The organism is Saccharothrix luteola, assembly GCF_020859565.1.
GTDB lineage: Bacteria > Actinomycetota > Actinomycetes > Mycobacteriales > Pseudonocardiaceae > Actinosynnema > Actinosynnema luteola.
In genome coordinates this window covers 220,946-246,768 of the sequence record NZ_JAJHUO010000010.1, presented here as the reverse complement: position 1 = coordinate 246,768, position 25,823 = coordinate 220,946, and the positions used below count along the sequence as shown (strand labels likewise).

At 72.1% G+C, this 25,823-nt stretch carries 19 protein-coding genes; 8 read left to right on the top strand and 11 right to left on the bottom strand.

Annotation, left to right across the window (positions count from 1 at the left end):
- Positions 1–2: 2 nt before the first annotated feature.
- Entirely contained in the window at positions 3–1,199 is a 1,197-nt protein-coding gene (locus LNK82_RS16390) for an MFS transporter (RefSeq protein WP_230567842.1), read from the bottom strand.
- A 108-nt stretch (positions 1,200–1,307) separates the two neighbouring features.
- Here LNK82_RS16390 and LNK82_RS16385 point away from each other — a divergent pair, with 108 nt between their 5' ends.
- Positions 1,308–2,024: an ArsR/SmtB family transcription factor gene (locus LNK82_RS16385; protein ID WP_230567841.1), complete on the top strand. Its 717-nt coding sequence runs from the start codon at positions 1,308–1,310 to the stop codon at positions 2,022–2,024.
- On the opposite strand, the gene LNK82_RS16380 is transcribed toward LNK82_RS16385, so the two are convergent.
- The 5 genes from LNK82_RS16380 to LNK82_RS16360 all read right to left on the bottom strand — a co-directional run bounded on the left by LNK82_RS16380 (position 2,008) and on the right by LNK82_RS16360 (position 10,398).
- Entirely contained in the window at positions 2,008–2,805 is a 798-nt protein-coding gene (locus LNK82_RS16380; RefSeq protein ID WP_230567840.1) for a class I SAM-dependent methyltransferase, read from the bottom strand. The genes LNK82_RS16385 and LNK82_RS16380 overlap by 17 nt on opposite strands.
- 118 nt (positions 2,806–2,923) lie before the next feature.
- Complete coding sequence (glgB, locus tag LNK82_RS16375; RefSeq protein WP_230567839.1) at positions 2,924–5,158, bottom strand: 1,4-alpha-glucan branching protein GlgB; 2,235 nt, start codon at positions 5,156–5,158, stop codon at positions 2,924–2,926.
- Positions 5,155–6,495, bottom strand: a complete 1,341-nt coding sequence (locus LNK82_RS16370) for a maltokinase N-terminal cap-like domain-containing protein (protein ID WP_308257223.1) — start codon at positions 6,493–6,495, stop codon at positions 5,155–5,157. The genes glgB and LNK82_RS16370 overlap by 4 nt, the downstream gene beginning before the upstream one ends.
- 5 nt (positions 6,496–6,500) lie before the next feature.
- Positions 6,501–8,312, bottom strand: a complete 1,812-nt coding sequence (gene treS / locus LNK82_RS16365; protein ID WP_230567837.1) for a maltose alpha-D-glucosyltransferase — start codon at positions 8,310–8,312, stop codon at positions 6,501–6,503.
- 106 nt (positions 8,313–8,418) lie between these two features.
- The gene (locus LNK82_RS16360) at positions 8,419–10,398 is read right to left on the bottom strand and encodes an alpha-1,4-glucan--maltose-1-phosphate maltosyltransferase (protein ID WP_230567836.1); all 1,980 of its coding nucleotides are present in this window, start codon (positions 10,396–10,398) and stop codon (positions 8,419–8,421) included.
- Positions 10,399–10,666: 268 nt separating this feature from the next.
- On the opposite strand from LNK82_RS16360, the gene LNK82_RS16355 reads away from it, so the two are divergent.
- From LNK82_RS16355 to LNK82_RS16345, 3 genes are all read left to right on the top strand, one after another.
- On the top strand, positions 10,667–12,931 hold the full coding sequence (locus LNK82_RS16355) for an NACHT domain-containing protein (protein WP_230567835.1): 2,265 nt from the start codon (positions 10,667–10,669) through the stop codon (positions 12,929–12,931).
- Between the two features lie 151 nt (positions 12,932–13,082).
- Positions 13,083–15,653: an alpha-glucan family phosphorylase gene (gene glgP / locus LNK82_RS16350; RefSeq protein WP_230567834.1), complete on the top strand. Its 2,571-nt coding sequence runs from the start codon at positions 13,083–13,085 to the stop codon at positions 15,651–15,653.
- Between the two features lie 135 nt (positions 15,654–15,788).
- Positions 15,789–16,304, top strand: a complete 516-nt coding sequence (locus tag LNK82_RS16345) for a hypothetical protein (protein WP_230567833.1) — start codon at positions 15,789–15,791, stop codon at positions 16,302–16,304.
- On the opposite strand, the gene LNK82_RS16340 is transcribed toward LNK82_RS16345, so the two are convergent.
- The 4 genes from LNK82_RS16340 to glgX all read right to left on the bottom strand — a co-directional run bounded on the left by LNK82_RS16340 (position 16,297) and on the right by glgX (position 20,915).
- Positions 16,297–17,421 carry a hypothetical protein gene (locus tag LNK82_RS16340; protein WP_230567832.1) on the bottom strand — a complete coding sequence of 375 codons (1,125 nt, stop codon included), beginning with the start codon at positions 17,419–17,421 and terminating at the stop codon, positions 16,297–16,299. The genes LNK82_RS16345 and LNK82_RS16340 overlap by 8 nt on opposite strands.
- 163 nt (positions 17,422–17,584) lie before the next feature.
- On the bottom strand, positions 17,585–17,971 hold the full coding sequence (locus tag LNK82_RS16335) for a rhodanese-like domain-containing protein (protein ID WP_230567831.1): 387 nt from the start codon (positions 17,969–17,971) through the stop codon (positions 17,585–17,587).
- Positions 17,968–18,546 (bottom strand): cysteine dioxygenase, encoded by a 579-nt coding sequence (locus LNK82_RS16330; protein WP_230567830.1) that lies wholly within the window; start codon positions 18,544–18,546, stop codon positions 17,968–17,970. The genes LNK82_RS16335 and LNK82_RS16330 overlap by 4 nt, the downstream gene beginning before the upstream one ends.
- 260 nt (positions 18,547–18,806) lie before the next feature.
- Entirely contained in the window at positions 18,807–20,915 is a 2,109-nt protein-coding gene (gene glgX, locus LNK82_RS16325) for a glycogen debranching protein GlgX (RefSeq protein ID WP_230567829.1), read from the bottom strand.
- A gap of 175 nt (positions 20,916–21,090) precedes the next feature.
- Between glgX and LNK82_RS16320 the strand changes: the two genes are divergently transcribed.
- Genes LNK82_RS16320 through LNK82_RS16305 form a run of 4 tightly spaced genes read left to right on the top strand, consistent with a single transcriptional unit; the run spans position 21,091 to position 24,780 of the window.
- Complete coding sequence (locus LNK82_RS16320) at positions 21,091–21,867, top strand: ABC transporter ATP-binding protein (protein WP_230567885.1); 777 nt, start codon at positions 21,091–21,093, stop codon at positions 21,865–21,867.
- Positions 21,868–21,906: 39 nt separating this feature from the next.
- On the top strand, positions 21,907–22,686 hold the full coding sequence (locus tag LNK82_RS16315; RefSeq protein ID WP_106613674.1) for an enoyl-CoA hydratase/isomerase family protein: 780 nt from the start codon (positions 21,907–21,909) through the stop codon (positions 22,684–22,686).
- Entirely contained in the window at positions 22,676–23,632 is a 957-nt protein-coding gene (locus LNK82_RS16310; protein WP_230567828.1) for a class I SAM-dependent methyltransferase, read from the top strand. The genes LNK82_RS16315 and LNK82_RS16310 overlap by 11 nt, the downstream gene beginning before the upstream one ends.
- A complete protein-coding gene (locus tag LNK82_RS16305; RefSeq protein ID WP_230567827.1) occupies positions 23,629–24,780 on the top strand; it encodes a THUMP-like domain-containing protein in 1,152 nt (383 codons plus the stop codon). The genes LNK82_RS16310 and LNK82_RS16305 overlap by 4 nt, the downstream gene beginning before the upstream one ends.
- On the opposite strand, the gene LNK82_RS16300 is transcribed toward LNK82_RS16305, so the two are convergent.
- Positions 24,754–25,701, bottom strand: coding sequence for a nucleoside hydrolase (locus LNK82_RS16300; RefSeq protein WP_230567826.1), 948 nt, complete (start codon positions 25,699–25,701; stop codon positions 24,754–24,756). The two genes, LNK82_RS16305 and LNK82_RS16300, sit on opposite strands and share 27 nt — an antisense overlap.
- Between the last annotated feature and the right edge of the window lie 122 nt (positions 25,702–25,823).

The following is a 25,823-nucleotide window of genomic DNA, read 5'->3' as shown; positions in this document are numbered from 1 at the left end:
CCCTACGGGGTCGTGTTCGACGTCGTCGCCGGATCACGGGTGCGTGTCGCCCACCTGGTCAACACCGGCACGGGCGCGACCGCGACCAGGAAGATCACGGCCACGGCGAGCCAACCGCCCGCGCCGAAGCCGCCGAGCGCGAACGTCAGGACCGCGGGCCCGAAGAGCTGCACGGTGGCGGTGGCGGCCTCGTTCACCCCTTGGTAGGCGCCACGCGCGTCGTCACGCATGAGGCTCACCGACAAACCCCAGTTCGCGGCCACGTAACCGAGTTCACCGACCAGGTGCAGCACCGCCGCGATCACCACGACGGCCACGGCCGCCGCACCCGAGCCGCCCGCGGTCGTGGCGAGCAGGGCGCAGCTCGCGGCGAGGACGACCCCGGACCGGACCGCCGTGCGCGCCGCCTGGTCCGGGGTGCGGGCGAAGCGCGCGAACGGCACCTGGAACACGGCGATGCCCACCGAGCTGACGACCACCACCACACCGCTGAGCGCGAGCGGCAGGTCGGTCGACCGGGACAGCCACAGCGGCAACCCGGTCGACAGCACCGCCCAGCACAGCGACAGGACCGAGGTGGCCGCGACGACGGCGAGGTAGGGGCGGTCTCGCAGCACGACTCGCGCTCGGGGCGTCGCACCGACCGACGACGGCTTGCGCACCGCGAGCGTCGTCACCGCCAGGACCCCGAACGTGACCGCGTTGCCGGTGATCGCCAGGGCGTAGGCGGAGTGGCTGTCGGCCGTCAGCACCAGCGCGCCGAGCCCGGCCCCGAGCGCGTACCCGACGTGCTGCGCCACGCGCTGCTGCGCCAACGCACGCACCCTGGCCGCGTTGTCCGTCACCAGACCGGCGATCAACGCCGTCCGCACGGCGTTGCCACCGTTGGCCGGCGCGGTGAACGCGACCGTCGCCGCGAGGAACGACCACGTGCCGTCCACGACCAGGTAGGACGCCATGGCGCAGGCCCGCACGACGGTGATCACCACCAGCACCGACCTCGGGTCGAACCGGTCCGCCAACGCGCCGAGCGGCACCGCCGCGAGCAACCCCGCCGCGCCGGCGACGGCCATCCCGACACCGACCGTCACCAGCGGCAACCCGAGTACGCGGGTGAAGAACAACGCCCAGGTGGTGAACCACAGGCCGTCGCCGAGAGCCGAGACCCCGCGGCCCCACAACAGCACGCCCAGTCCCATCGGCACTCACCCTTCACGATCCTATGAACGGTGCGTGCGACCGTATCCCGACCCACTCGTGGTCGCAACCACCATTCAGAACGTCGTGAACAGTGCTAGGGTGCTCCCATGGCGGGATGGATCGACTCCGGCAACGCCGTGCAGGCGTCCGTCGTCGCGCTGGCCCGCGAGCTGTCCGACCCGGTCCGCCTCACCGCGCTGCAACTGCTCGCCGCCGAGGGCCCGCACGCGATGGTGCAACTGGCCGACGCCATGGGCATCTCACCGCCGAGACTGGCCAACCACCTGGCCCGCCTGCGCGCCGCCGGCCTGGTCACGGTCGAGCACACCGGCCGGCACGCCGTCTACCGGGTCGCCCGCGCCGACATCGCCGACGTCCTCACCGCACTGGCCCGCTACGCCCACCACGACGACCTCACCACGCCGCAGCGCGCCTCATCACCGGTGGACGTCGCCCACACCTGCTACGACCACGCGGCCGGCCGCCTGGGGATCGCGGTGTTCACCACCCTGGTCGACGGCGGCGCGCTCGTCCCACCCGACGGCCGCACCGGCGAACTGGCGCTCGGCGAGGACCTGACCGCGTTGCACCGCCTCGGCGTCGACCCGCACGCCGTCGCGCCACGCCGCCGCCTGGCGCTGGCCTGCCTGGACCGCACGCACCGCGTCCCGCACCTGGGCGGCGACCTCGGCCGGCTCGTGCTCGACGCGTTCGTGGCCGACGACCTGGTCCGCCGTCAGGACGGCACCAGGGAACTCCTCGTCACGTCACGAGGTCACGCGCGACTGCCCGAACTGCTGCCGACCTTCACGCCCGCGCCATGACGCCGCGCACCACCCACGCCCGAGCGGTGAGCCGGATCGAGCCGTCCGGGTGCGTGGGCAGGCGGGTGCGGAGCAGGTCGCGCAGGGCGCGGCGCCGGTCCTCGGGCAGGGACGCGGTGTAGCCGGGCCCCGGTCCCTGCCCACCGAGGAACGGCCGCCAGTAGTCGTCGAAGTCGTTGAACACCGTCGGCACCTCCAGCGCCTCGACGCGCACCCCGTTCAGCCCGGCGTCGGTCCACAGCGCGCGGAGCGGTTCGGGTCGGCAGAGGGGGAAGCGCCTGCCCTCGTGCAGGGCGGCGGCGGCCGGGTCGAGGTCGGTGGCGGCGTCCCAGAAGAAGCGGGTGATCGCCATGCCCTCGGCGTAGTCCCAGACGTAGGCGGCGACCACGCCGCCGGGCGCGGCGACCCTGGTGCACTCGACGAGCGCCCGCACCGGGTCGGGCACGAAGTTGAGGGCGAGGCCGCTGACCACGGCGTCGAAGGCGCGATCGGGCAGCGGGAGGGAGCGCGCGTCGCCGACGTGGAAGGCGGCCCGGGGGTCGGCGACCCGGTGCCGAGCGGTGGCCAGGAAGCCCTCGGACGGGTCGACGCCGACGACCTCGGCCGGGTCGGCGATCTTGAGGATCGCGGTGGTCAACGCGCCCGTGCCGCAGCCGACGTCCAGCCACCGGCGGGCCGGCGGCACGTCCAGCAGTCGGAGGAACCGCCGCGCGACGGGCGCGCTCCAACGCCCGACGTAAGCCTCGTACGCCTCGCCGACCGCCCACACCTCGTCCGCCATGGGGCTCAGCATGGCAGGCCCCGCGCCCCGCGGACGGCGTTCCGCAGCACGCGGTTCGGTCACGGTCCGCCCGCGTCCCGGCCGGGTCCCGAGGACCCGGCCGGGCACGGCGGTCCGGTCAGGTGTTGTCGAGGTCGTCCAGGTCGATCGGGCCCTCGACGCCGGCCCGGTCCTCCGCCGTGACGGTCGCCGTGACCGCGGGTGCTTCCGGCGCGAGCCAGAGCACGCCCGCCGGCGGCAGCTGGAGCACCGCGGACGCGGGCCGCCCGTGCCACGGGTGCTCCTCCGCCTGCACCACGCCGAAGTTCCCGACGCCGGACCCGCCGTAGACCTCCGAGTCCGTGTTCACCACCTCGCGCCACCGACCCGCCACCGGCAGCCCGACCCGGTAGTCGTGGTGCGGCATGCCGGCGAAGTTCGCCACGCAGGCGAGCACCGAGCCGTCCTCGCCGATCCGCAGGAAGCTCAGCACGTTGCCCGCCGAGTCGTTCGCGTCGATCCACGAGAAGCCCTCGGGCCTGTTGTCCGCGCTGTACAACGCGGGCGAGCCCCGGTAGACCCGGTTCAGGTCCGAGATCAGCCGGTGCAGGCCGCCGTGCAGCGGCGACTCCAGCAGGTGCCAGTCCAGCGAACGGCCTTCCGACCACTCGTCGCGCTGCCCGAACTCACCGCCCATGAACAGCAGCTGCTTGCCGGGGTGCGCCCACATGAACGCCAGCAGCGACCGCAGCCCCGCCGCCTTGTTCCAGTCGTCGCCGGGCATCCGCTGCCACAACGACCCCTTGCCGTGCACGACCTCGTCGTGCGACAGCGGCAGCACGAAGTTCTCGCTCCACGCGTACACCAGCGAGAACGTGATCTCGTTGTGGTGGAACGACCGGTGGATGGGCTCGCGCGACAGGTAGTGCAGCGTGTCGTGCATCCAGCCCATGTTCCACTTGAAGCCGAACCCGAGGCCGCCCAGGTGCGTCGGCCGCGTCACGCCCGGCCACGCCGTCGACTCCTCGGCCACCATCACCACGCCGGGGTGGCGCTTGTAGACGGTCGCGTTCAGCTCCTGCAGGAACCGCACCGCGTCCAGGTTCTCCCGCCCGCCGTACTGGTTGGGCAGCCACTGCCCTTCCTGCCGCGAGTAGTCCAGGTACAGCATCGAGGCCACCGCGTCGACCCGCAGGCCGTCGATGTGGAACTCCTCGATCCAGTACAGGGCGTTGGCGACCAGGAAGTTGCGCACCTCGTTGCGCCCGAAGTCGAACACCAGCGTGCCCCAGTCCGGGTGCTCGCCCCGGCGCGGGTCCTCGTGCTCGTACAACGCGCTGCCGTCGAACCTCGCCAACGCCCAGGAGTCGCGCGGGAAGTGCGCGGGCACCCAGTCCATGATCACGCCGACGCCGCGCTGGTGCAGCACGTCCACGAAGTGCCGGAAGTCGTCCGGCGAGCCGAACCTCGACGTCGGCGCGTAGTACGACGTCACCTGGTAGCCCCACGACCCGCCGAACGGGTGCTCGGCCACCGGCATCAGCTCCACGTGCGTGAAACCGGCGCCCACCACGTAGTCCGCCAGCTCCGCGGCCAGCTCCCGGTAACCCAGGCCGGGCTTCCACGAGCCGAGGTGCACCTCGTACACGCTCATCGGCGCGTTGATCCACTGGGTGGCGTCGCGCTTGGCCCGCCACTCGTCGTCACCCCACTCGTGCGCGGTCCGGGTGACGACCGACGCCGTCTGCGGCGGTGTCTCGGTGGCGAACGCCATCGGGTCGGCCTTCTCGTGCCACCCGCCGTCCCGGCCGAGGATCCGGAACTTGTACCGGGTGCCCTCCGGGATGCCGGGGATGAAGATCTCCCACACGCCGGACGAGCCGAGCGACCTCATCGGGTTCGCGCGGCCGTCCCAGCCGTCGAAGTCGCCGCACACCCGCACACCGCGCGCGGTCGGCGCCCACACGGCGAACGAGACGCCCGAGACGGTGCCGTTGGGCGTGTCGTAGGTGCGCACCCGCGCGCCCAGCACGTCCCACAGGCGCTCGTGCCGCCCCTCGCCGATCAGGTGCAGGTCCAGCTCGCCGACGGTCGGCAGCCAGCGGTACGGGTCGTCCACCTCGACGGCCTGGTCGCCGTACTCGACCTCCAGCCGGTAGTCGCCGGGGTGCTCGGGCAGGTCGCCCGCGAACAGCCCGTCGGCGACCCGGTCCAGGTCGAAGCGCTTGTCGGCGGCCATCACCGCCACCGCGGTCGCGCCCGGCCGCAGCGCCCGCGCGACCACGCCCTCCGGGACGTGGTGCACGCCGAGCACCGAGTGCGGGTCGTGGTGCGCCCCGGCCAGCAGCCGGTCGACGTCCTCGGGCGAGATCATGACTGCACCGCTCCCTCTCCAGTGATCCGCGCGATCGACGACAACGGGACCGTCAACCACTCCGGCCTGTTCGCGTGCTCGTACGCGACCTCGTAGACGGCCTTGTCCAGCTCGAACGCCCGCAGCAGGTAGCCCCGCTTGCGCGGGTCGCCGACCGACTCCGACGCCGCCTCCGCGTAGCCCTCGGTGAACGCCGCGCGGTTGCGGCGCGCCCACTCCAGCGCCCGCACGGTCAGCTGGTGGTCCTCCGGCTGGCCGACGAGCAGCTGGTGCGCCGCGTAGTCGAAGGATCGCAGCATCCCCGCCACGTCGCGCAGCGGCGAGCGCAGCTCGATCCGCTCGGCCATCGGCGAACCCGGCTCGCCCTCGAAGTCGATCAGCAGCCAGCCCTGCACGGTCCGCAGCACCTGACCGAGGTGCAGGTCGCCGTGGATGTGCTGCACGGCGACCGCGTCCGGCGTCTCCCTGGCCTGCTCGAACGCCTCCCGCAACGCGGGCACGTACGGCCGCAGCTCCGGCACCGAGGCGACCACCGCGTCCAGCCGGGCGACCATCGCCCGCACGGTCCGGTCGATGTTCTCGGCGTCCGCGGACTGGGTGCCCAGCGCGCGCTCCAGGTCCGCGTGCACGGTGGCCACGGCCTGTCCCAGCCGCTGCGCCTCGCCGGCGAAGTCGCCGCCCACCTCGTCGGCGTGCAGGTCGGCCTCGGCCATCAGGTCGCGCACGCTCGTGGTGGCCATCGCCCAGCCGTCCACCGCGTCCGGCATGAACTGCTGGAGCATGCCGACGGTCGTGGTCCGGCCGTCGAGCCGACCGGTGATCGACCCGAGCGGCTGGGCGATGTGCTCGCACCCGACCTGCCGCAACGCCCGGTGCAGCACCAGGTCCGGGTTCTCGCCGTAGCTGAGCTTGCGGAACAGCTTGAGGATGTACTGGCTGCCGAACACGATCGAGGTGTTGGACTGCTCGGACGTGATCGGCCGGCCGCGCAGCCCGGTCTGCAGCTCGACGTCCGGCTCGTGCGCGAACCTCAGGCCCTCGACCTCGACGCCCTCGGCGATCAGGTCGAGCAGCACGCCGGTCAGCTCCGGCACGGAGGTGGCGTCGTAGTTGTCCACGTGGTCGGTGACCAGCAGCTGGTAGGGCTCACGCCGGTCCGGCTGCGCCACCTCCACCACGAGGTGCACCAGCACCGGGTCCTCGGACCGCAGCACCGCCGTTCGCAGCGGGCGGATCGAGGTGACCGGGCGATCCTTCCCTCCGAACCACCGCTGTGCGGGCAGCCACCCGGGCAGCTCGGCCAGCACCCTGTCCACCAGGTCGTGCGGCTGGGTCACGTCCATCACCTCGGCTCGCTGTCGTCGCCGGCTTCCACGAGTTGGAACCAGTAGAAGCCGTGACCGGGCAGGGTCAGCAGGTAGGGCAGGTCGCCGACGGTCGGGAAGACGACCCCGCCGGTCAGCTCGACCGGCCTGCTGCCGTGGTGCTCCGACAGGTCGAGCTCGACCGGCTGCGGGAACCGCGACAGGTTGTTCACGCACAGCACGACGTCCTCGTGGCCGTCGGGCCGAAGCCACCGCCGCCGGTAGGCCAGCACGCTCGGGTTCGACCCGCCGAGGTCGGTGAAGTCGCCCTCCGCGAACGCGTGGTGCTGCTTGCGCACCTCGATCATCCGCCGCGTCCAGTGCAGCAGCGAGGACTGGTTGTTCAGCTGCGCCTCGACGTTGAGCGCCTGGTAGCCGTACACCGGGTCCATGATCACGGGCAGGTAGATCCGGCCGGGGTCGCAGCTGGAGAACCCCGCGTTGCGGTCCGGTGTCCACTGCATCGGCGTGCGGACCGCGTCGCGGTCGCCAAGCCAGATGTTGTCGCCCATGCCGATCTCGTCACCGTAGTAGAGGACGGGCGAGCCCGGTAGCGACAGCAGCATCGCGGTGAACAGCTCCTGCTGGTTGCGGTCGTTCTCCAGCAGCGGGGCCAGGCGCCGTCTGATGCCGATGTTCGCCTTCATCCGCGGGTCCTTGGCGTACTCCGCGTACATGTAGTCGCGCTCTTCGTCGGTGACCATCTCGAGCGTCAGCTCGTCGTGGTTGCGCAGGAAGATGCCCCACTGCGCGCCCGACGGGATCTCCGGCGTCTGCGCCAGGATCTCCGAGATCGGGAACCGCGACTCCCGCCGCACGGCCATGAAGATGCGCGGCATCAGCGGGAAGTGGAACGCCATGTGGCACTCGTCGCCGCCGACCTCGGGGTCGCCGAAGTACTCCACCACGTCCGACGGCCACTGGTTGGCCTCCGCCAGCAGCACCCGGCCGGGGTACTCGTCGTCGACGACCTTGCGGCAGCGCTTGAGGAAGTCGTGCGTGCGCGGCAGGTTCTCGCAGTTCGTGCCCTCCGCCTCGAACAGGTACGGCACGGCGTCGAGCCGGAACCCGTCGATGCCCAGGTCGAGCCAGAACCGCAGGGTGTCCAGCATGGCTTCCTGGACGTGCGGGTTCTCGAAGTTCAGGTCGGGTTGGTGGGAGAAGAACCGGTGCCAGTAGAACTGGCCGCGCACCGGGTCGTAGGTCCAGTTGGACGACTCCGTGTCGACGAAGATGATCCGCGCGTCCGCGTAGCGCTGGTCGTCGTCGCTCCACACGTAGTAGTCGCCGTAGGGGCCGTCCGGGTCGGTCCGCGACTGCTGGAACCACGGGTGCGCGTCGCTGGTGTGGTTGAGCACCAGGTCGGTGATCACCCGGATGCCGCGCCGGTGCGCCTCGTCCAGCAGGTACACGAAGTCCTCGACCGAGCCGAACTCCGGCAGCACCGCGCGGAAGTCCGAGATGTCGTAGCCGCCGTCGCGCAGCGGCGAGGCGTAGAACGGCGGCAGCCACAGGCAGTCGACGCCGAGCCACTCCAAGTAGTCCAACCGGGACGCGAGGCCCCGCAGATCTCCGGTGCCGTCGCCGTTGGAGTCGCTGAACGCGCGCACCAGCACCTCGTAGAACACCGCGCCCTTGAACCAGTCTCGCTCGCGCGGCACGAGCTTGGCCGACCGGAAGTCCTCGGCCTGCGGTTCGACCAGCAGGCCGTCCGCGCCGATGGCCTCGCCGGTGTGCGGCACGTTCTCCAGGCCTACCAGCGCGGCGTCGGGTCGGACCTCTTCCTGCATGTGTGCTCCACCTCGTCCCACCTCATTGGGGGTGCGTTCGATCGTCCCTCGTGCTCTTCGGCGGGCACGGGGACTCAGGTTTTCGGGGACCGGGCTGGGTTTTGTGCTAGTGGCTGAACCTGCGCTGGACGCCGACGATGTGCGCCGGGGCGCGCCAGGGTTCCAGGCGGACGTAGTTGGCCTGACCCCAGTCCCAGGTCTCCCCGGACACCTCGTCGTGCGCGATCAGCCGCTCGTGCCAGTCGACGCCGAGCGCGGGCAGGTCCAGCCAGACGGTGCCGTCCTGCGCGTTGTGCGGGTCCAGGTTGACCACGACGACGACCGTGTCGCCGGTGCCGGGGTCCTGCTTGGAGTAGGCGATCAACGCGGGGTTGTCGACGTGGTGGAACCGGAGTGTTCGCATCTGCTGCAACGCCGGGTGCGCCCGGCGGATCGCGTTCAGCTTGCGCAACCACGGTTCCAGCGACCGTCCCTCGGCCACCGCCGCCGCGTAGTCACGGGGGCGGAGCTGGTACTTCTCCGAGTTCAGGTACTCCTCGCTGCCCGGCCGGACGGCCTCGTGCTCGAACAGCTCGTAGCCCGAGTACACACCCCAGGTCGGCGCCATCGTCGCCGCCAGCGCCGCGCGCAGCGCGAACATGCCCGGACCGCCGTGCTGCAGCGACTCGTGCAGGATGTCCGGGGTGTTGACGAACAGGTTGGGCCGCGCTTCGTCCCAGTGCTCGACCAGTTCGGCGCCGAACTCGGTCAGCTCCTCCTTGGTCGTGCGCCAGGTGAAGTAGGTGTAGCTCTGCGTGAAGCCGAGCTTGGCCAGGCCGTACAGCCGGGCCGGGCGGGTGAACGCCTCGGACAGGAACAGCACGTCCGGGTGCCGGTCCTTGACCGCCCAGATCAGCCACGCCCAGAAGTCCGGCGGCTTGGTGTGCGGGTTGTCGACCCGGAAGATCCGCACCCCGTGGTCGACCCAGTGCAGCACGACGCGCAGCACCTCGTTGTAGATGCCCTGCGGGTCGTTGTCGAAGTTGACCGGGTAGATGTCCTGGTACTTCTTCGGCGGGTTCTCGGCGTAGGCGATCGAGCCGTCCGGCCGGGTGGTGAACCACTCGGGGTTCTTCAGCACCCAGGGGTGGTCGGGGGCGCACTGGAGCGCCAGGTCGAGCGCCACCTCGATGTTCAGCTCGCGGGCCCGGTCGACGAACGCGTCGAAGTCCTCGATCGTGCCGAGCTCGGGGTGGATCGCGTCGTGCCCGCCCTCGTCCGCGCCGATGGCCCAGGTCGAGCCGGGGTCGTCCTCGGTGGCGGTGAGCGTGTTGTTCGGTCCCTTGCGGTTCACCCGCCCGATCGGGTGGATCGGGGGCAGGTAGGCGACGTCGAAGCCCATGGCCGCGATGCGGTCCAGCTCCTTGGCGGCGGTGACGAACGTGCCGTGCACCGGGACGCCCGACTCGTCGACGCCGCCCGTGCTGCGGGGGAAGAACTCGTACCAGGACCCGAACGCCGCCCGCTTGCGGTCGACCCACACCTTCCGCGGCTTGCCCCTGGTGACCAGCTCGCGGACGGGGTGGTCGTGCATGATCCGGCGGACGTCGCTCGCGAGGGCGGGCGCGACCCGCTCGGCGAGGGGGCGGTGCTCGTCGCGCAGCGCGGTGGCCGCGTTGACCAGCAGCGGCTTGTCCTTGCGGCGGTCCGGGCGGCGGCTGACGCGGTCGAGCAGGAGCGCGCCGGTCTCCAGGTCGTTCGCCAGCTCGTCCGCGCTCTGGCCCGCGGCGATCTTGACCTCGACGGCGTGCTCCCAGGTGGCCCACGGGTCGCTCCAGGCGTCCACGCGGAACGTCCACGCGCCCGGCGCGTCCGGCACGATCGTGGCGGCCCAGCGGTCCAGGCCGACTCCGAGCGGCACCATCCGAGTCTGTCTGGCAACCCGGTCGTCGGGTCCCCGCCACGCCACCGTGGCGGCCACGGCGTCGTGGCCCTCGCGCCACACCGTGGCCTCGACCGGAACGTGTTCGCCGACCACGGCCTTCGCCGGGTAGCGACCGTTGCTCACGGTCGGGGAGACATCGTCGATACCGAGTCGTCCACTCATCGGCAGCGCCCCTCTCACCTGGTGTGACGCTTGCACGGTCAAGTCTGCCCGCAGCGGTGGGACGGCCCACCACCGGGACACCTGTACCCGATGTTCCTACCCGTTCTGATCGGATTGCACACTTGGCGGTGGCGTCCGTCTCGCGATGCGAGCAGAGTCGCAGTGCGTGATCGATTCGGGCCGCGAGCCACGCCGGTACCGATCGAGCGAACACGGGTCACACGATCAGGCTAGTGATCACGCCGCCCGGCTCCACTTGACTGGCGCGGTGAACCTCGGCTGGACGCGTGCCAAGCGGTTCGAGCGGCAGTACCGCGAGCACGTCCTGGCGAGCCTGCGCTACATCGACCTCAAAGGACTCGTCGTCGTCGGGTTCCACACGCCGGAGTTCGAGGACGTCTTCGTCGACGTCGGCGTCGCCCACCAGACACCGCACAACGCGCCCGCCGGCGTGCTGTCCCGCCCGCCGGCCGACGAGCGGCACGCCGTCACCGAGTTCCTGGGCGGGCCGACACCCGCGGTGCTGGCGCTCATCGGCGTGCCGGGCAGCGGCAAGACCACCCTGCTGCGCCACCTCGCCCTGACGATCAGCCGCTCGAAGGGCCGCCGCCCCGTGCCGATCCTGCTCTACCTGCGCGACCACGTCGACGCGATCACCGCCGACCCGGACGTGCCGCTGACCGAGCTGCTCCGCGCCAAGCTCGGCCGCTACGGCGAGGGCGAGCCACCAGGCTGGTTCGAGCGGCGGCTGGCCGAGGGAGCCTGCACGATCCTGCTCGACGGCCTGGACGAGGTCGCCCGCCCGGACGACCGCCGCCTCGTCGCCGACTGGGTCGAGCGCCAGACCCGCCAGTACCCCGGCGACGACCTCGTCGTCACCTCGCGCCCGCACGGCTACCGCGCCGCGCCCGTCGCCGGCGCCCGCGTCCTGCAGGTCCGCAGCTTCACCGACGAGCAGGTCACCCGGTTCGTCCGCGGCTGGTACCTGGCGATCGAGGAGCTGAGCACCCGGTCCACCGGCGACGCCGTGCGGCTGCGGGCCGAGCGGTCCGCCGACGAACTGCTCGACCGGCTGCACGCCAACCCGAACCTCTACGACCTCACCGCCAACCCGCTGCTGCTCACGATGGTCGCCAACGTCCACCGGTTCGGGAGCAAGCTCCCGGACAGCCGCGCCGAGCTGTACCGGGAGATCTGCGAGGTCATGCTGTGGCGCAGGCACGAGGCCAAGCGCCTGCCCGTCCAGCTCGACGGCGACAAGAAGGAAGTGCTGCTCAGGGGGCTCGCGCTGGCCATGATGCGGCGCGGCGTGCGCGACGCGTCCCGCGACGCCGTGCTGGCCGAGTTCCGGCCCGCCCTCAGCCGGATGGCGACCACGCTCACCGAGCAGGCCCTGCTGGAGGACGTCACCTCCAGCGGCCTGCTGGTGGAACGCGAGAGCGGCCTGCACTCGTTCGCCCACTTCACGTTCCAGGAGTACCTGGCCGCCGCCCACATCCGCGAGAAGGGCCTGGCCCACCTCCTGACCGACGAGGTCGACAACGACTGGTGGCGGGAGACCACGCTGCTCTACGTCGCCCGCGCCGACGCCGACCCGGTCGTCGCGGTCTGCCTGGCCTCCGGCACCGTCACGGCGCTGTCCCTGGCCTTCGACTGCGCCGAGCGCGCCGCCGAACTCGCGCCGAGGCTGCGCAATCGCTTGGACGACGTGCTCGACCCCACCACCGACGACCCGGAACGCCGGTCGCTCATCGCGGGCGTCATGCTCGCCCGCCACCAGCAGGGCGCGATCAAGGTGCGCGACGGCGTCTTCGTCAGCCCGAAGCCGATCACCAACGCCCTCTACGCGCTGCACGACGACCACGAGTCGAACGACGAGCCGGTGCTGGGCGTGGACGGGGCGGACGCCCTCAGGTTCGCCGAGTGGGCCAACGCCCTCGCCGGCACGTACCGCCTGCCCCGCCGCTCGGAACTCGACCACCCCGCGGTCGCGCGCGTGCTGGCCAAGCCGCCGCTGCGCTCGGTGTGGCTGGACGAGCTGGAGCTGTGGGTGCCACCGGGCGCGCCCCACCCGCACCTGATCACCGCCGCCACGCTGGCCGAGCACGTCCTCGACGACCTGAAGCGGGAGCCCAGGACGCCGCTCATGGCCATGCACCAACTGGACCCGTACCGATTGCCGAACCAGGACTACACGTTGTCGCCCTACGAGGTGTTCGATCTCATGCGGTCCCTCGAGGGGAACTACCCGATCGCGATTCGCGGCGAGCGAGCGATCGGATGGGCCGACGAGCTGTGGCGGCTCGGCAAGCCCGCGGTCGCCGGCGCCACGCCCATGACCGCCGAACTGGCCAAAACCCTCCGCCTCGACGCGCTGCTCTGCGCGGCCGAGGCCGAGGAAGCGGGCATCGTCGAGATCGCCGAGGAGTTCCGGGCCATCGCGGCGGGCGTGACCTTGCTCGAACGGCGGGCCGACGGCCGTGCGCCGGTCAACGAGGCGATCCTCCTGACCGCCGATCGGCGGAACGGGTGATCCGGCCCTCCCGACCCCGCGTCCACGCTTGCGCGCTGTGGGCGAAATAACTTGCAAAGCGCCGTTTGCGCTGGTGAGGCTGTATCGGTCACGGCATCGGTTCGGGTGACCGTTGTTCCGCACCGCTGGATGGGGGATAAGGTCCGACGCCATGCGAGCACTTCGCCGGTTCACCGTCCGAGCCAGTCTGCCCGAGCCGTTGACTGCACTGGGCACCCTCGCCACGAACCTGCGCTGGACGTGGCACCAGCCCACCCAGGACCTGTTCGCTTCGGTCGACCCGGAGCTGTGGGCCGAGAGCGGCGACCCGTTGCGGCTGCTGTCGGTGGTCGCGCCCGAACGCCTCGAAGCCCTCTCCCGTGACGAGCAGTTCCTCGCGCACGCCCGCGCCCTCGCCGACGACCTGCACCGCTACACCACCGGACCGCGCTGGTTCCAGCGGCGCCAGGACGAGATCGCGCAGCGCCGCGAGCACGGCAACCACGACCTGAACCCCCTGCCCACCGCGATCGCCTACTTCTCGATGGAGTTCGGCGTCACCGAGGCCCTGCCGAACTACTCCGGCGGCCTCGGCGTGCTGGCGGGCGACCACCTCAAGGCGGCCTCCGACCTGGGCGTGCCGCTGATCGCGGTCGGCCTGCTCTACCGGTCCGGCTACTTCCGCCAGGCGCTGTCCCTGGACGGCTGGCAGATCGAGCACTACCCGGTGCTCGACCCGCGCGGCCTGCCGCTGGAGCTGCTCACCGAGCCGTCCGGCGCGCCGATCCTGGTGCACGTCGCCATGCCCGGTGACCGCGTGCTGCGCGCCAAGGTGTGGAAGGCGCAGGTCGGCCGCATCCCGCTGCTGCTGCTCGACTCCGACGTCGAGGAGAACGACGACGACCTGCGCGGCGTCACCGACCGCCTCTACGGCGGCGACCAGGACCACCGCATCCGGCAGGAGATCCTGGCCGGCGTCGACGGCGTCCGCGCCGTGCGCACGTACTGCGACCTGACCGGGCACCCGTCGCCCGAGGTGTTCCACACCAACGAGGGCCACGCGGGCTTCCTCGGCCTGGAACGCATCCGCGAGCTGGTCACGACCGAGGGCCTCGACTTCGACCAGGCGTTGGCGGCGGTCCGCGCGGGCACGGTGTTCACCACGCACACGCCGGTGCCGGCGGGCATCGACCGGTTCCCCGTCGACCTGGTGCAGCACTACTTCGGCTCCGAGACCCTGCTGCCGGGCGTGAACACCCAGCGCCTCCTCGCCCTCGGCGCGGAGGACAACCCCGGCCTGTTCAACATGGCGCACATGGGCCTGCGGCTCGCGCAGCGCGCCAACGGCGTCTCCAAGCTGCACGGCACCGTCAGCCGCGACATGTTCCGCGCCCTGTGGCCGGGCTTCGACGCCGCCGAGGTGCCGATCGGCTCGGTCACCAACGGCGTGCACGGCCCGACGTGGGCGGCGACCGAGATGAGCAGGCTCGTCGGCGACACGGAGGAGGCGGGCGTCGGCCTGCACGGGTTCGAGCCGGTCACCGACCAGCGGCTGTGGGAGCTGCGCAACGACCTGCGCGGCAAGCTCGTCGACGAGGTCCGCCGCCGCACGCGCGCGTCGTGGCTGCAGCGCGGCGCGTCGGCGTTGGAGCTGGGCTGGACCGACTCGGTGTTCGACCCGGACGTGCTGACCGTCGGCTTCGCCCGCCGCGTGCCGACCTACAAGCGGCTGACGCTGATGCTGCGCGACGCGGACCGGTTGCGCGCGCTGCTGCTGCACCCCGAACGGCCGGTGCAGCTGGTCGTCGCGGGCAAGTCGCACCCCGCCGACGACGGCGGCAAGGCGTTGATCCAGCAGATCGTGCGGTTCGCCGACGACGCGGGCGTGCGGCACCGGATCGTGTTCCTGCCCGACTACGACATGTCCATGGCCCGGTACCTGTACTGGGGCTGCGACGTGTGGCTGAACAACCCGATGCGCCCGCTGGAGGCGTGCGGCACGTCCGGCATGAAGTCGGCGCTCAACGGCGGGCTGAACCTGTCGATCCGCGACGGCTGGTGGGACGAGCTGTACGACGGCAGCAACGGCTGGGCCATCCCGACCGCCGACGGCATCACCGACCCGACCCGGCGTGACGACCTGGAGGCCGCCGCGCTGTACGACCTGCTCGGCAACCAGGTCGCGCCGCTGTTCTACGACCGCGGCGAGGACGGCGTGCCGACGCGGTGGCTGGCGATGGTGCGGCACACGCTGGCCTCGCTCGGCCCGGCGGTGCAGGCGTCGCGGATGGTGCGCGAGTACGTGGAGAACCTGTACGCGCCGGCCGCGTCGTCGGCCGCGTCGGTGGTCGGCGACGGGTTCCGTGGCGCGAAGGAGCTGGCCGCGTACCGGCAGCGGCTGCGGGCGTCGTGGACGCGGGTGCGGGTGCTGGACTCGGAGATGTCGCTGAACGGGTCCGTGACGCCGAACCTCGGCTCGCCGGTCGGCGTGCGGGCGCGGATCGAGCTGGCGGGCCTCGAACCGTCCGAAGTGGACGTCCAGGTGGCGTTGGGCCGGGTCGGCGACTCCGACGAGCTGTACGACGTGGTCACGCACGGCATGGACTACGCGGGCAACGGCAACTACGAGGTCGAGGTGCCGCTGCCGCACGCGGGCGCCGTCGGCTACACGGTGCGCGTGCTGCCGAGGCACGACCTGCTCGCGTCACCGGCGGAACTCGGTCGGGTCGTGCTGGCCGGCTGAGATCGCTCGACCAGATGACCGTCGGCGTGACCGGCGGTCATCTGGTCCACGCTGGTGCGCCGGGGTTTTCTTCGGTCGGGTGAACTCGTCGTTTTCACCGGCAGGTGGCCGCGCGTCCGCGCTTACGCTTCCGGCGTGAGGACATTCGCGACGATCGGCACGGTGCTCGCCGTCGTGCTCGCCGTGGCCGTCATCCCGGCCGCGTCGGCGCAACGGCAGTCGGCGGAACCTCCCGCCGCGTGCGCGGGACTGGTGACGCAGCTCGCGGACACGCTGAAGAAGGTGGTCGAGCCGCTGGCCGCGAACCCGCCGGCGCCGGACAAGGCCGCCCCGCCGCTGGGCGAGGTGCTCCACGTGCTGGTGGCGATGACGGCGGCCAAGTGCCTGCCGACCCCACCGACGACCGCGCCCGCCGAGGTCCGGTTCCACGGGCCGGAGCTGTGCCTGTCGCAGGACCTGGCCATGTTCGCCGGCGCGTTCAGCGTGTTGAGCAAGATCGTGCCCGGTGCCGTGGCGCCGGACCCGGGGAAGCTGCGCGCCGAAGTGCAGACGTGGTTGAAGCTGGTGAACGAGGCCCTGAAGACCTGCGGCCTGCCCGTGCCGGAGGGCGGCATGCCGACCATGCCGGCTCCCGCCCAGTCCGTCAGGTGATGTTGAGCCGGGCGGTGGTCTCCGCGACCCGGGGCATCCAGCCGGCGAGTTGTTCGGCCTCGACCAGGCTCGCGCGGGCCGCCGCGTTGTCACCGGCGGCCATGTGGGCGCGGGCGATCGTGGCCAGGGCGTCGGCGCGGGCGAGACCGGTCTCGCTGGTCGCCTTGGCCTGGGTGGCGAGGGCCAGTGCGGTGGCGTGGTCGCGCTCGATCAGGGCGAGTTGGGCCAGCGTGCCCGTGCAGCGGTGGCGCGGGTAGCCGAACTTCATCGCGCCGTCCGCCGCGCGTTTCGCCGCGGGCACGCCGACGTCCGCGGGCAGTTGGCCGCCCTCGACCGCGTTCGCCGTGGAACCGGCCATCGCGGCGAGCACGAACGCCATGTCGCGCGGCTCCAGGTCGGTGCGCCCGACCAGGCCGCTGACCAGGTGCAACGCCTCGCCGTACCGAGCGCGTAGCGTCAGCACGGATGACCGCGCGCCGATCGCGACCAGCAACGTGGGGTGGCGTTCGACCAGTTCGTCGGCGAGCGCCTCGGCCCGGTCGAGGTCGCCGGCTTCGAGCGCGTCGGTGACCTCGTTGACCAGGGGTGTCGCCTCGAACTCGGCCGCCGTGCGGCCGGACAGGCGGGGCAGGGCGAACAGGAACCAGCCCGGTGAGGTGGTGCCCGCGCCGCGTCGTGGCCACAGGCCGTTGAGCAGCACGGCCGTGCCCGCCACCGCGAAGCCGCGCAGGAACGGCTGGTCCGCGTCCGACCAGACGAGCGCGCCGAGCCAGGTCACCGCCACGACGGCCGCGGCCACCACGGCCGACGTGAGCCCGGTCAGCCACAACCGTCGGCGGACCGGCGCCTTGATCGACGTGAGGCCGACCGACATCAGCAACGGGATCGTCCGCCAGACCACCCGCAGGTGCGGCTTCGTCCACGTGCGGATCTCGCCGCCGACGCCGATCTCGACCAACGGCACCCGCACGTGGAACAGCAGTGCGCCGGCGAGCAAGCCGAGCTGCAACGCCGCGTTGACCGCCCACGTCCCCGCCGCGGCCCCACCGAACGTCGCGACACCCGGCCGCCAGACCACGAGGACGACCAGGGCCAACCCGGTCAGCGCTTTCCACACGGACCTGGAGACGCTACCGCCCGCCTCCCGGTTCCCGAATGCGGAACTCGGGGTACGCGAACGTAGGACACGCCGGACCTGAACGTAGGACTCTCGCGCGTGTCGAACACTCAGGTACGGCGTGTCGAACGTTCGGGTACCCCGAGTTCGACGTTCGGGACGGTCAGGTGACGGCTTGGGTCGCGCCCGGCCGCACGGGGAGCCCGGCGGCGGCGTAGCCGCGGAAGCCGCCGATCAGGTCGGTGGCGCGGGGCAGGCCCACCCGTTGCAGGTCGCGGGCGGCCAGGCTGGAGGCGTAGCCCTCGTTGCACAGCACGACCACGGTGGTGTCGGCGGTGAAGCCGGGGATCCGGTGCTCGCCGTCCGGGTCCAGCCGCCACTCCAGCACGATGCGCTCCACCGGGATCGAGCCGGGGATCTCACCCTCCGCCGCACGGTTGTGGTGCGGTCGGATGTCGACCACCAGCACGTCGGACAGCCCGGCCAGCTCCTCCGGCGACACGCGGCTCAACGACCGCCGCGCTTCTTCCAGCAACTCCTCGGCACTCACGGACCCTCCTGGTCGGCCAGAACGCGCAGCTGCTCCAACGGCAGCCGCAGGGCGGGCAACGGCGGGATCTCCTGCGGTATGTCGGCGAGGCTCGGGTACTCCCGGGTCGGCACCAGCGGCGGCGAGTAGGCGTGCACGCTCGCCGCACCGGTGCTGCCCTGGTTCAGCACCCGGTGCGCACGCCCCGCGCCGAACCCCAACGCGCTCCCCACCGGCCGCCGCGCGCTGCGGATCGGCCCACCGGGGTAGCGGTAGTCCTCCGCCAGCTCACCGGTGAGCACGGTGAACGAGCCCGCCGCGCCGCCGTGGTCGTGCGGCTCGGTGCCCTGACCGGGCAGCCAGCTCAGCAGCCACAGCTCCACGCCCTCGGTCAGCCCGAGCCGCGCCCACCAGCGCCGATCGGGGTCGAACCGGAGGACGTCCAGCAACGGGGTGGTCAGTTCGGCGGCGACGGTGGACGTCAGCTCGCGCAGCTCGCGCGGCGTCCACAGGTCGCGTTCCGGGTGGATGATGTCGCGCAGGAACCGCACGTCCAGCTTCGGGTGCAGGTCGGCGCGCGCGATCGTCGCGGTCACGTGGGTCGCTCCTGATGGCTACGGGTCGGGCGGGGTAGCGATCAAGACGCGACGCGGCGTCAACCCGATGGGCGGGCCCGGCCGCGTCGCGTCCGGCTACACCCGCACGACGCCACCAGCAGGAGGTCGATCGTGCGGTCGCACCAGGTCAGCAACGGACGGGCCACGCCGGCATCGTGCCACGGAACCGCGCACCGCGCGCACGGCTCTCACCAGGCAGGATCGTGTCGGTGACGGAGGCAGTCGGTCACCGACACAACTCAGTTCGGCACCCTCAGCAGCACCAGGGACCGGCCCTCCAGCACGACGGTCGCGCCGGCCGCCAGGCCCTCCTCGGCCGCGGGCGAGCCGTCGGGCGTGGTGGAGTCGATCGTCGGCTCGTAGCGCCCGCCGTACTCGGGCCCCGGCAGGGTGACCTCGATCGGGTCCGCGCCCGCGTGCACGAGCAGCAGCCACGAGTCGTCCGACACCAGTTCGCCGTCACGCGAGCGGGACAGGCTGTTCGACCCGTCGATCCACATGCCGAGGAACCGGCGGCCGTCGTCGAACCAGTCGGTCTCGGCCATCTCCTCGCCGTCCGGCCGGAACCACACCAGGTCGGGCGCCCCGGACGACGTGGTCCGGCCGTCGAAGAACTGCGGCTGCCGCAACGCGGGCGACGCGCGGCGCACCGCGATCACCCGCCGCGCGAACGCCAGCATCGCCTCGCCCTCGCCGCCGAGCTCCCAGTCCACCCACGAGGTCTCGTCGTCCAGGCAGTACGCGTTGTTGTTGCCGCCCTGGGTGCGCCACTGCTCGTCACCGGCGGTGAGCATCGGCGTGCCGGTGGACAGCATCAGCGTGGCGAACAGGTTGCGCGCCTGCCGGGCGCGCAGGGCCAGCACCTCCGGGTCGTCGGTCTCGCCCTCGACGCCGCAGTTCCACGACCGGTTGTCGTTGGTGCCGTCGCGGTTGTCCTCGCCGTTGGCCAGGTTGTGCTTCTCGTTGTACGACACGAGGTCGCGCAGGGTGAACCCGTCGTGCGCGGTGATGAAGTTGATCGACTGCCACGGTCGCCGCAGGTCGTCGGCGTACAGGTCGGACGAGCCCGACAGCCGGTAGGCCAGGTCGCGCACGCTGGTCATGCCCCGCCAGAAGTCGCGCACGGTGTCGCGGTACCGGCCGTTCCACTCGGCCCACTGCACGCCGAAGTCGCCGACCCGGTAGCCGTCGCCGGTGGCGTCCCACGGCTCGGCGATCAGCTTGCACCGCGACAGCACCGGGTCCTGCGTGATCGCGGTGAGCATCGCCGACGCCCGGTCGAACCGGCCGCCGCCGGGCCTGCCCAGCGTGGACGCGAGGTCGAACCGGAACCCGTCCACGCCCAGCTCGGTGGCCCAGTACCGCAGCGAGTCCGTCACCAGCCGCACGAACTGCGGCGACCCGGCCTCGGTGGTGTTGCCGCAGCCGGTGATGTCGAGCGTGCCGCCGCCGTCGATGTGCAGGTAGTAGCCGGGAGCGTCGAAGCCCCGGTAGGACAGCGTCGGACCCTCCGGGCCGCCCTCGCACGTGTGGTTGAACACCACGTCGATGATCACTTCGATCTCCGCGTTGTGCAGCGCGGCGACCATCGTGCGGAACTCCTCCACCTCACGCCCCGGCTCGCTGGCGTAGGCGGGGTGCGGCGCGAAGAAGCTCAGCGGCGAGTAGCCCCAGTAGTTGTGCCTGCCGTCGCGGATCAACGACGGCTCGTCGACGAACGCGTGCACCGGCAGCAGCTCGACCGACGTCACGCCGAGCCGCGTGAGGTGCTCCAGCACGGCCGGGTGCGCCAGCCCCAGGTAGGTGCCGCGCTGGTGCTCGGGCACGGCCGGGTGCTGCTTGGTGAACCCGCGCACGTGCAGCTCGTAGAACACCGCCTCCTCGAACGGCACCTCGGGCTTCACGCCAGTGTCCGGCCCGCCGGGCGAGGTGACCACGGACAGCGGCACGCTGCCCAGCGAGTCGACCGGTGACGGTCCGCCGAGCATCGGGTCGTCCACGTAGCCCAGCGCCGCGTCGAGGTCGGACAACGTCCCCGTGATCCGCGTCGCATACGGGTCGACCAACAGCTTCGCCGGGTTGCACCGCAGGCCCCGTGACGGGTCGTACGGCCCGTGCACGCGGTAGCCGTAGCGCTGGCCGGGCGTGACGCCGGAGATCAGCCCATGCCAGACGCCGAACGTGCGCTCGGTGAGCTCGACCCGCTCCTCGGTGCCGTCTTCGCTGATCAGGCACACTTCCACGGCGTGGGCGGGCGGCGCCGAGACCGCGAAGCGCACACCTCCGGCCTCGGGGTGCGCCCCGAGGGGGAACGGTCGGCCCGCGAGCAGGATCGAGTCGGCAGCCATGCGCCCGATCTTTCCAGCACACACGCCCCGTGTGGGCATGAGCGCGCTGAGGTTCACCGACCCGCCCATACCTCCCCCCACCGGACCACCCGCGGAACGGGGTGCAGAACAATGGCGGCGGCGGCGCATCGACGGGGCGAGGGCAGGCGTGGAAAACGAAGATCTGGTCATCCACATGCAGGGTGTTTCGGTTCGACGTGGCAAGACCACGCTGGTCGGGGACGTCGACTGGAGCGTGGAGCTGGACGAGCGCTGGGTCGTGCTCGGGCCGAACGGCGCCGGCAAGACGACGCTGCTCCGGTTGGCCGGCGCGGAGCTGCACCCGACCAAGGGCAAGGTGCACCTGCTCGGCGAGCGGATCGGGCGGACCGACGTGGCCGAGCTGCGGCCCCGGATCGGGCTGTCCTCCTCGGCGTTGAACGGGCGCATCCCGGCCGACGAGAAGGTGGTCGACCTGGTGGTCAGCGCCGGGTACGCGGTGCTGGGGCGCTGGCGCGAGGAGTACGACCGGCTCGACACCGGCCGCGCCAGGGAGCTGCTGGCCGCGATGGGCATCGAGCACCTGGCCGACCGCACCTACGGCACGTTGTCCGAGGGCGAGCGCAAGCGCACGCTGATCTCGCGCGCGTTGATGACCGACCCGGAGATGCTGCTCCTGGACGAGCCCGCGGCGGGCCTGGACCTGGGTGGGCGCGAGGACCTGGTCGCGCGGCTGTCCGAGCTGGCGATGGACCCGGACGCGCCGGCGACGGTGCTGGTCACGCACCACGTGGAGGAGATCCCGCCCGGCTTCACGCACGCGCTGCTGCTGCGTGACGGGGGCATCGTGGCGCAGGGCCTGCTGGCCGACGTGCTGACCGAGGAGAACCTCTCGAAGACGTTCGACCAGCCGCTGGAGCTCCAGCGGTCGGGTGACAGGTACTTCGCCCGCCGCAAAACTACCGAGGGGTAACCTGCGAGGCGCACCGACGTCAGGGTCGAGGAGGACCGCGTGGCTGAGTTCGTGAGGCTCGAAGTCGAGGACGGGATCGGCACCATCCGGCTGGACCGCCCGCCGATGAACGCGCTCAACCGGCAGGTCCAGGAAGAGATCCGGTCGGCCGCGCTGGAGGCGACCGACCGGGCCGACGTCTACTCGGTGATCGTGTACGGCGGGCCGAAGGTGTTCGCGGCGGGCGCGGACATCAAGGAGATGGCGGAGCTGTCCTACGCCGAGATGGCGGCCCGCGCGGGCGCGTTCACCTCGGCGTTGCGCGCGGTGGAGGAGATCCCGAAGCCGACCGTGGCGGCCATCACCGGTTACGCCCTCGGCGGCGGGTTCGAGCTGGCGCTGTGCGCGGACCGGCGGATCGCGGGCGACAACGCCAAGGTCGGCCAGCCGGAGATCCTGCTCGGCGTCATCCCCGGCATGGGCGGCACGCAGCGCCTGCCGCGGCTGATCGGGCCGTCGCGCGCCAAGGACCTGATCTACACCGGCCGGTTCGTGGGCGCCGAGGAGGCGTTGCGCATCGGCATGGTGGACGAGGTCGTGGCCCCCGACGACGTCTACGAGGCGGCCAAGCGGTGGGCCGGCCGGTTCGTCAACGGCCCGGTGCGCGCGTACGCCGCCGCCAAGGCCGCGATCGACGGCGGGTTGGACACCGACCTCGGCAGCGGGCTGAAGCTGGAGAGCCAGCTGTTCGCGGCGATGTTCGCCACCGAGGACCAGAAGACCGGCATGGCGTCGTTCATCGAGAACGGCCCGGGGAAGGCGAAGTTCAGTGGCCGTTGATCCCAAGCCCAACCCGCACGCCACCGCCGAGGAGATCGAGGCGGCGTACTCCGACCCCAAGCTCGCCAACGTGCTCTACCACGACTGGGAAGCGGGCACGTACGACGAGAAGTGGTCGATCTCGTACGACGAGCGCTGCATCACCTACGCCACGGACCGGTTCCGCGCGGTCGCGGGCGACACCGGGCCGTACGAGCACGCGTTGGAGCTGGGCTGCGGCACCGGGTTCTTCCTGCTCAACCTGATGCAGGGCGGTGTGATCAAGCGCGGCTCGGTGACCGACCTGTCGCCGGGCATGGTCGAGGTGGCGCTGCGCAACGCCGGGCAGCTCGGCCTGCCGGTCGACGGCCGGGTGGCCGACGCCGAGCGCATCCCGTACGACGACGACACGTTCGACCTGGTGGTGGGGCACGCCGTGCTGCACCACATCCCGGACGTGCCCGCCGCGATGCGCGAGGTGCTGCGGGTGCTCAAGCCGGGCGGCAAGTTCGTGTTCGCGGGCGACCCGACGAACGTCGGCAACCTCTACGCCCGCAAGCTCGGCCAGCTGACCTGGTGGCTGACCACGAACGTGACCAAGCTGGCACCGCTCAACGACTGGCGCCGGCCGCAGGAGGAGCTGGACGAGTCCTCGCGCGCGGCGGCGCTGGAGGCCGTGGTCGACCTGCACACGTTCGACCCGTCGGACCTGGAGCGGACCGCTCGCGGGGCGGGCGCGGTCGGGGTGCGGGCGGTGACCGAGGAGCTGTCGGCGGCGTTGTTCGGCTGGCCGGTGCGCACGTTCGAGGCCGCCGTGCCGCGGGAGAAGCTGGGCTTCGGGTGGGCGATGTTCGCCTACAAGACCTGGCAGCGGCTGTCCTGGGTGGACGAGAACGTGCTGGCCAAGGTGCTGCCGCGCGAGGTCTTCTACAACGTCTCCGTGACGGGTCGCAAGCCGGTCCGGTGAGCTACGCCTTCAGCCTCGACGACGTGGCGTACCTGCGTTCGGACGCCGGGTGCGCCGCGTTGTCGGCGCTGGCCGACCTGCCGCTGACGCCCGCGTCGCGGCTGGCGGACGTGAACCGGGCCAGGCAGGTCTCGCCGACGCACTTCGCGGCGGTGCTGGAGACGTTGTTGTTGCGGCGCAAGGCGGTCGGCAAGGTCGGTTTCGCCGACGGGCTGTTCACCTCCGACGCGTTGCAGCAGGCCACCGCCCACCCGGTGGCGGCGCACCGGGCGCGCCGGTTCCGCGGACCCGCGCACGACGTGACCTGCTCGATCGGGGCGGACCTCGCGGCGCTGCCCGAGGGGTCGATCGGGTCGGACCTGGACCCGGTGCGGTTGGCCATGGCGCGGCACAACCTGGGTGACGCGGTGCCGCTCGTGCGGGCGGACGCCCTGCGGCCGGTGTCGCGCGGCACGGCGGTGCTCGCCGACCCCGCGCGGCGTGACGCGAGCGGGCGGCGCACGTGGCGACCCTCGGACTTCGCGCCGCCGTTGGACGAGCTGGCCGACGCCTACGCTTCGCGCGACCTGGCGGTGAAGTGCGCGCCGGGCGTGGACTTCGCGGTCGCGCCGTGGGCGGACGAGGTCGAGCTGGTGTCGTTGGACGGGCAGGTGCGCGAGGCGTGCCTGTGGACGCGCGGCCTGGCCACGCCCGGCGTGTCGCGGCGGGCGACCGTGCTGCGGTCGGGCGGTCCGGAGTGGACGATCACCTCCGCCGACCCCGACGACTGCGGTGTGCGCGAGCCGGCCGAGTGGCTGGTCGACCCGGACGGCGCGGTGGTGCGGGCCGGGCTGGTGCGGCACTACGCGGCCCGGCACGGGTTGGCGCAGCTGGACGAGCGGATCGCCTACCTGACCGGGCCGGTGCCGCCGCCGGGCGTGCGGGCGTTCCGGGTCGTGGAGCACGGGCACTACAGCGAGAAGGCGTTGCGGTCCGTGCTGCGGGCGCACGACGTGGGCCGGCTGGAGATCCTGGTGCGCGGGCTGGACGTGGATCCGAACGCGTTGCGGCCGAGGCTGAAGCTGTCCGGGTCGGGTGAGGCGACCGTGGCGCTGACCCGCGTCGGCCGTCGTCCCGTCTACCTACTCGCGCACGCCGAGCGCACCTAGCCTCTCGAAGAGGAACGCGCGCAGGCCGTCGAGGTCGGCGTCCAGGGTGATGTCGAGCGTCTTGGGCGCCTCCACCTCCAGGCGCTGGTCCACCGCGAGCGCGCCCCGGTTCGGACCGTACGAGCAGTCGACGTCCACGGGGAACGGCGTGCCGCTCAGGATGCCGGGCCGGACCGCCTCGGCCACCGCGACCGCGTCGTGCACCGCCATGCCGTCCCAGCCGAGGAACCGCCGGTAGGTCTCCAGGTAGGCGGGGGTGAGGCCGACCAGGGTGGCGGCGACCCGGGAGGTCTTCGCCAGCGCGTCCAGCCACTCGGCGCTGACCGCGCAGCGGCGGGTCAGGTCCATCGGCACGAGCGTCGTGGGCACGTCCTCCTCGACCAGGACGCGGCGGGCGGCCTCGGGGTCGCTCCAGACGTTGAACTCGGCCGTGGCGGTGACGTTGCCGCCGTTCACCCCGCCGCCCATGACGACCAGCCTGCCGATCTTCGGCTTGAGACCGGGGTGCGCGGCCAGCAGCAGCGCGATGTTGGTGAGCGGGCCGATGGGGACGATCGTGACGGGTCGGTCGGCCTGCTCGAGGAGGTCGCGCAGGAGCGTGACGGCGTCGCGCGCGTCGGGGCCGCGAGTGGCTTCGGGGAGCGTGTCGGCGTACCCGGAGAGACCGTCCGCGCCGTGCGCGCTGGACAGGTGCGGGTGGGGGTGGACGAGCGGCCGGGCCGCGCCCACGCCCACCGGCACGTCGTCGCGGCCCAGGAGCGCCAGCAGGCGCAGGGCGTTGCGGGTGGTGTTCTCCAGCGACACGTTGCCGAAGACGGTGGTCACCCCGATCAGGTCGACCTCGGGGCTGGCCGCGGCGAGGGCGATGGCGAGCGCGTCGTCCACGCCGGGGTCGGTGTCGATGATCAGAGGTGTCGTCACGGTGTCATCTTGCCGCTGCTCCGCGGACGGCGGTGGTCCTGGTGCGGGTAGTGGAGCCGGACGCGGTCGTGCCGGGTCACGGCCCCGCGCGCGACCTGCTGTGTCTGTCCGGGGTGTCCGCT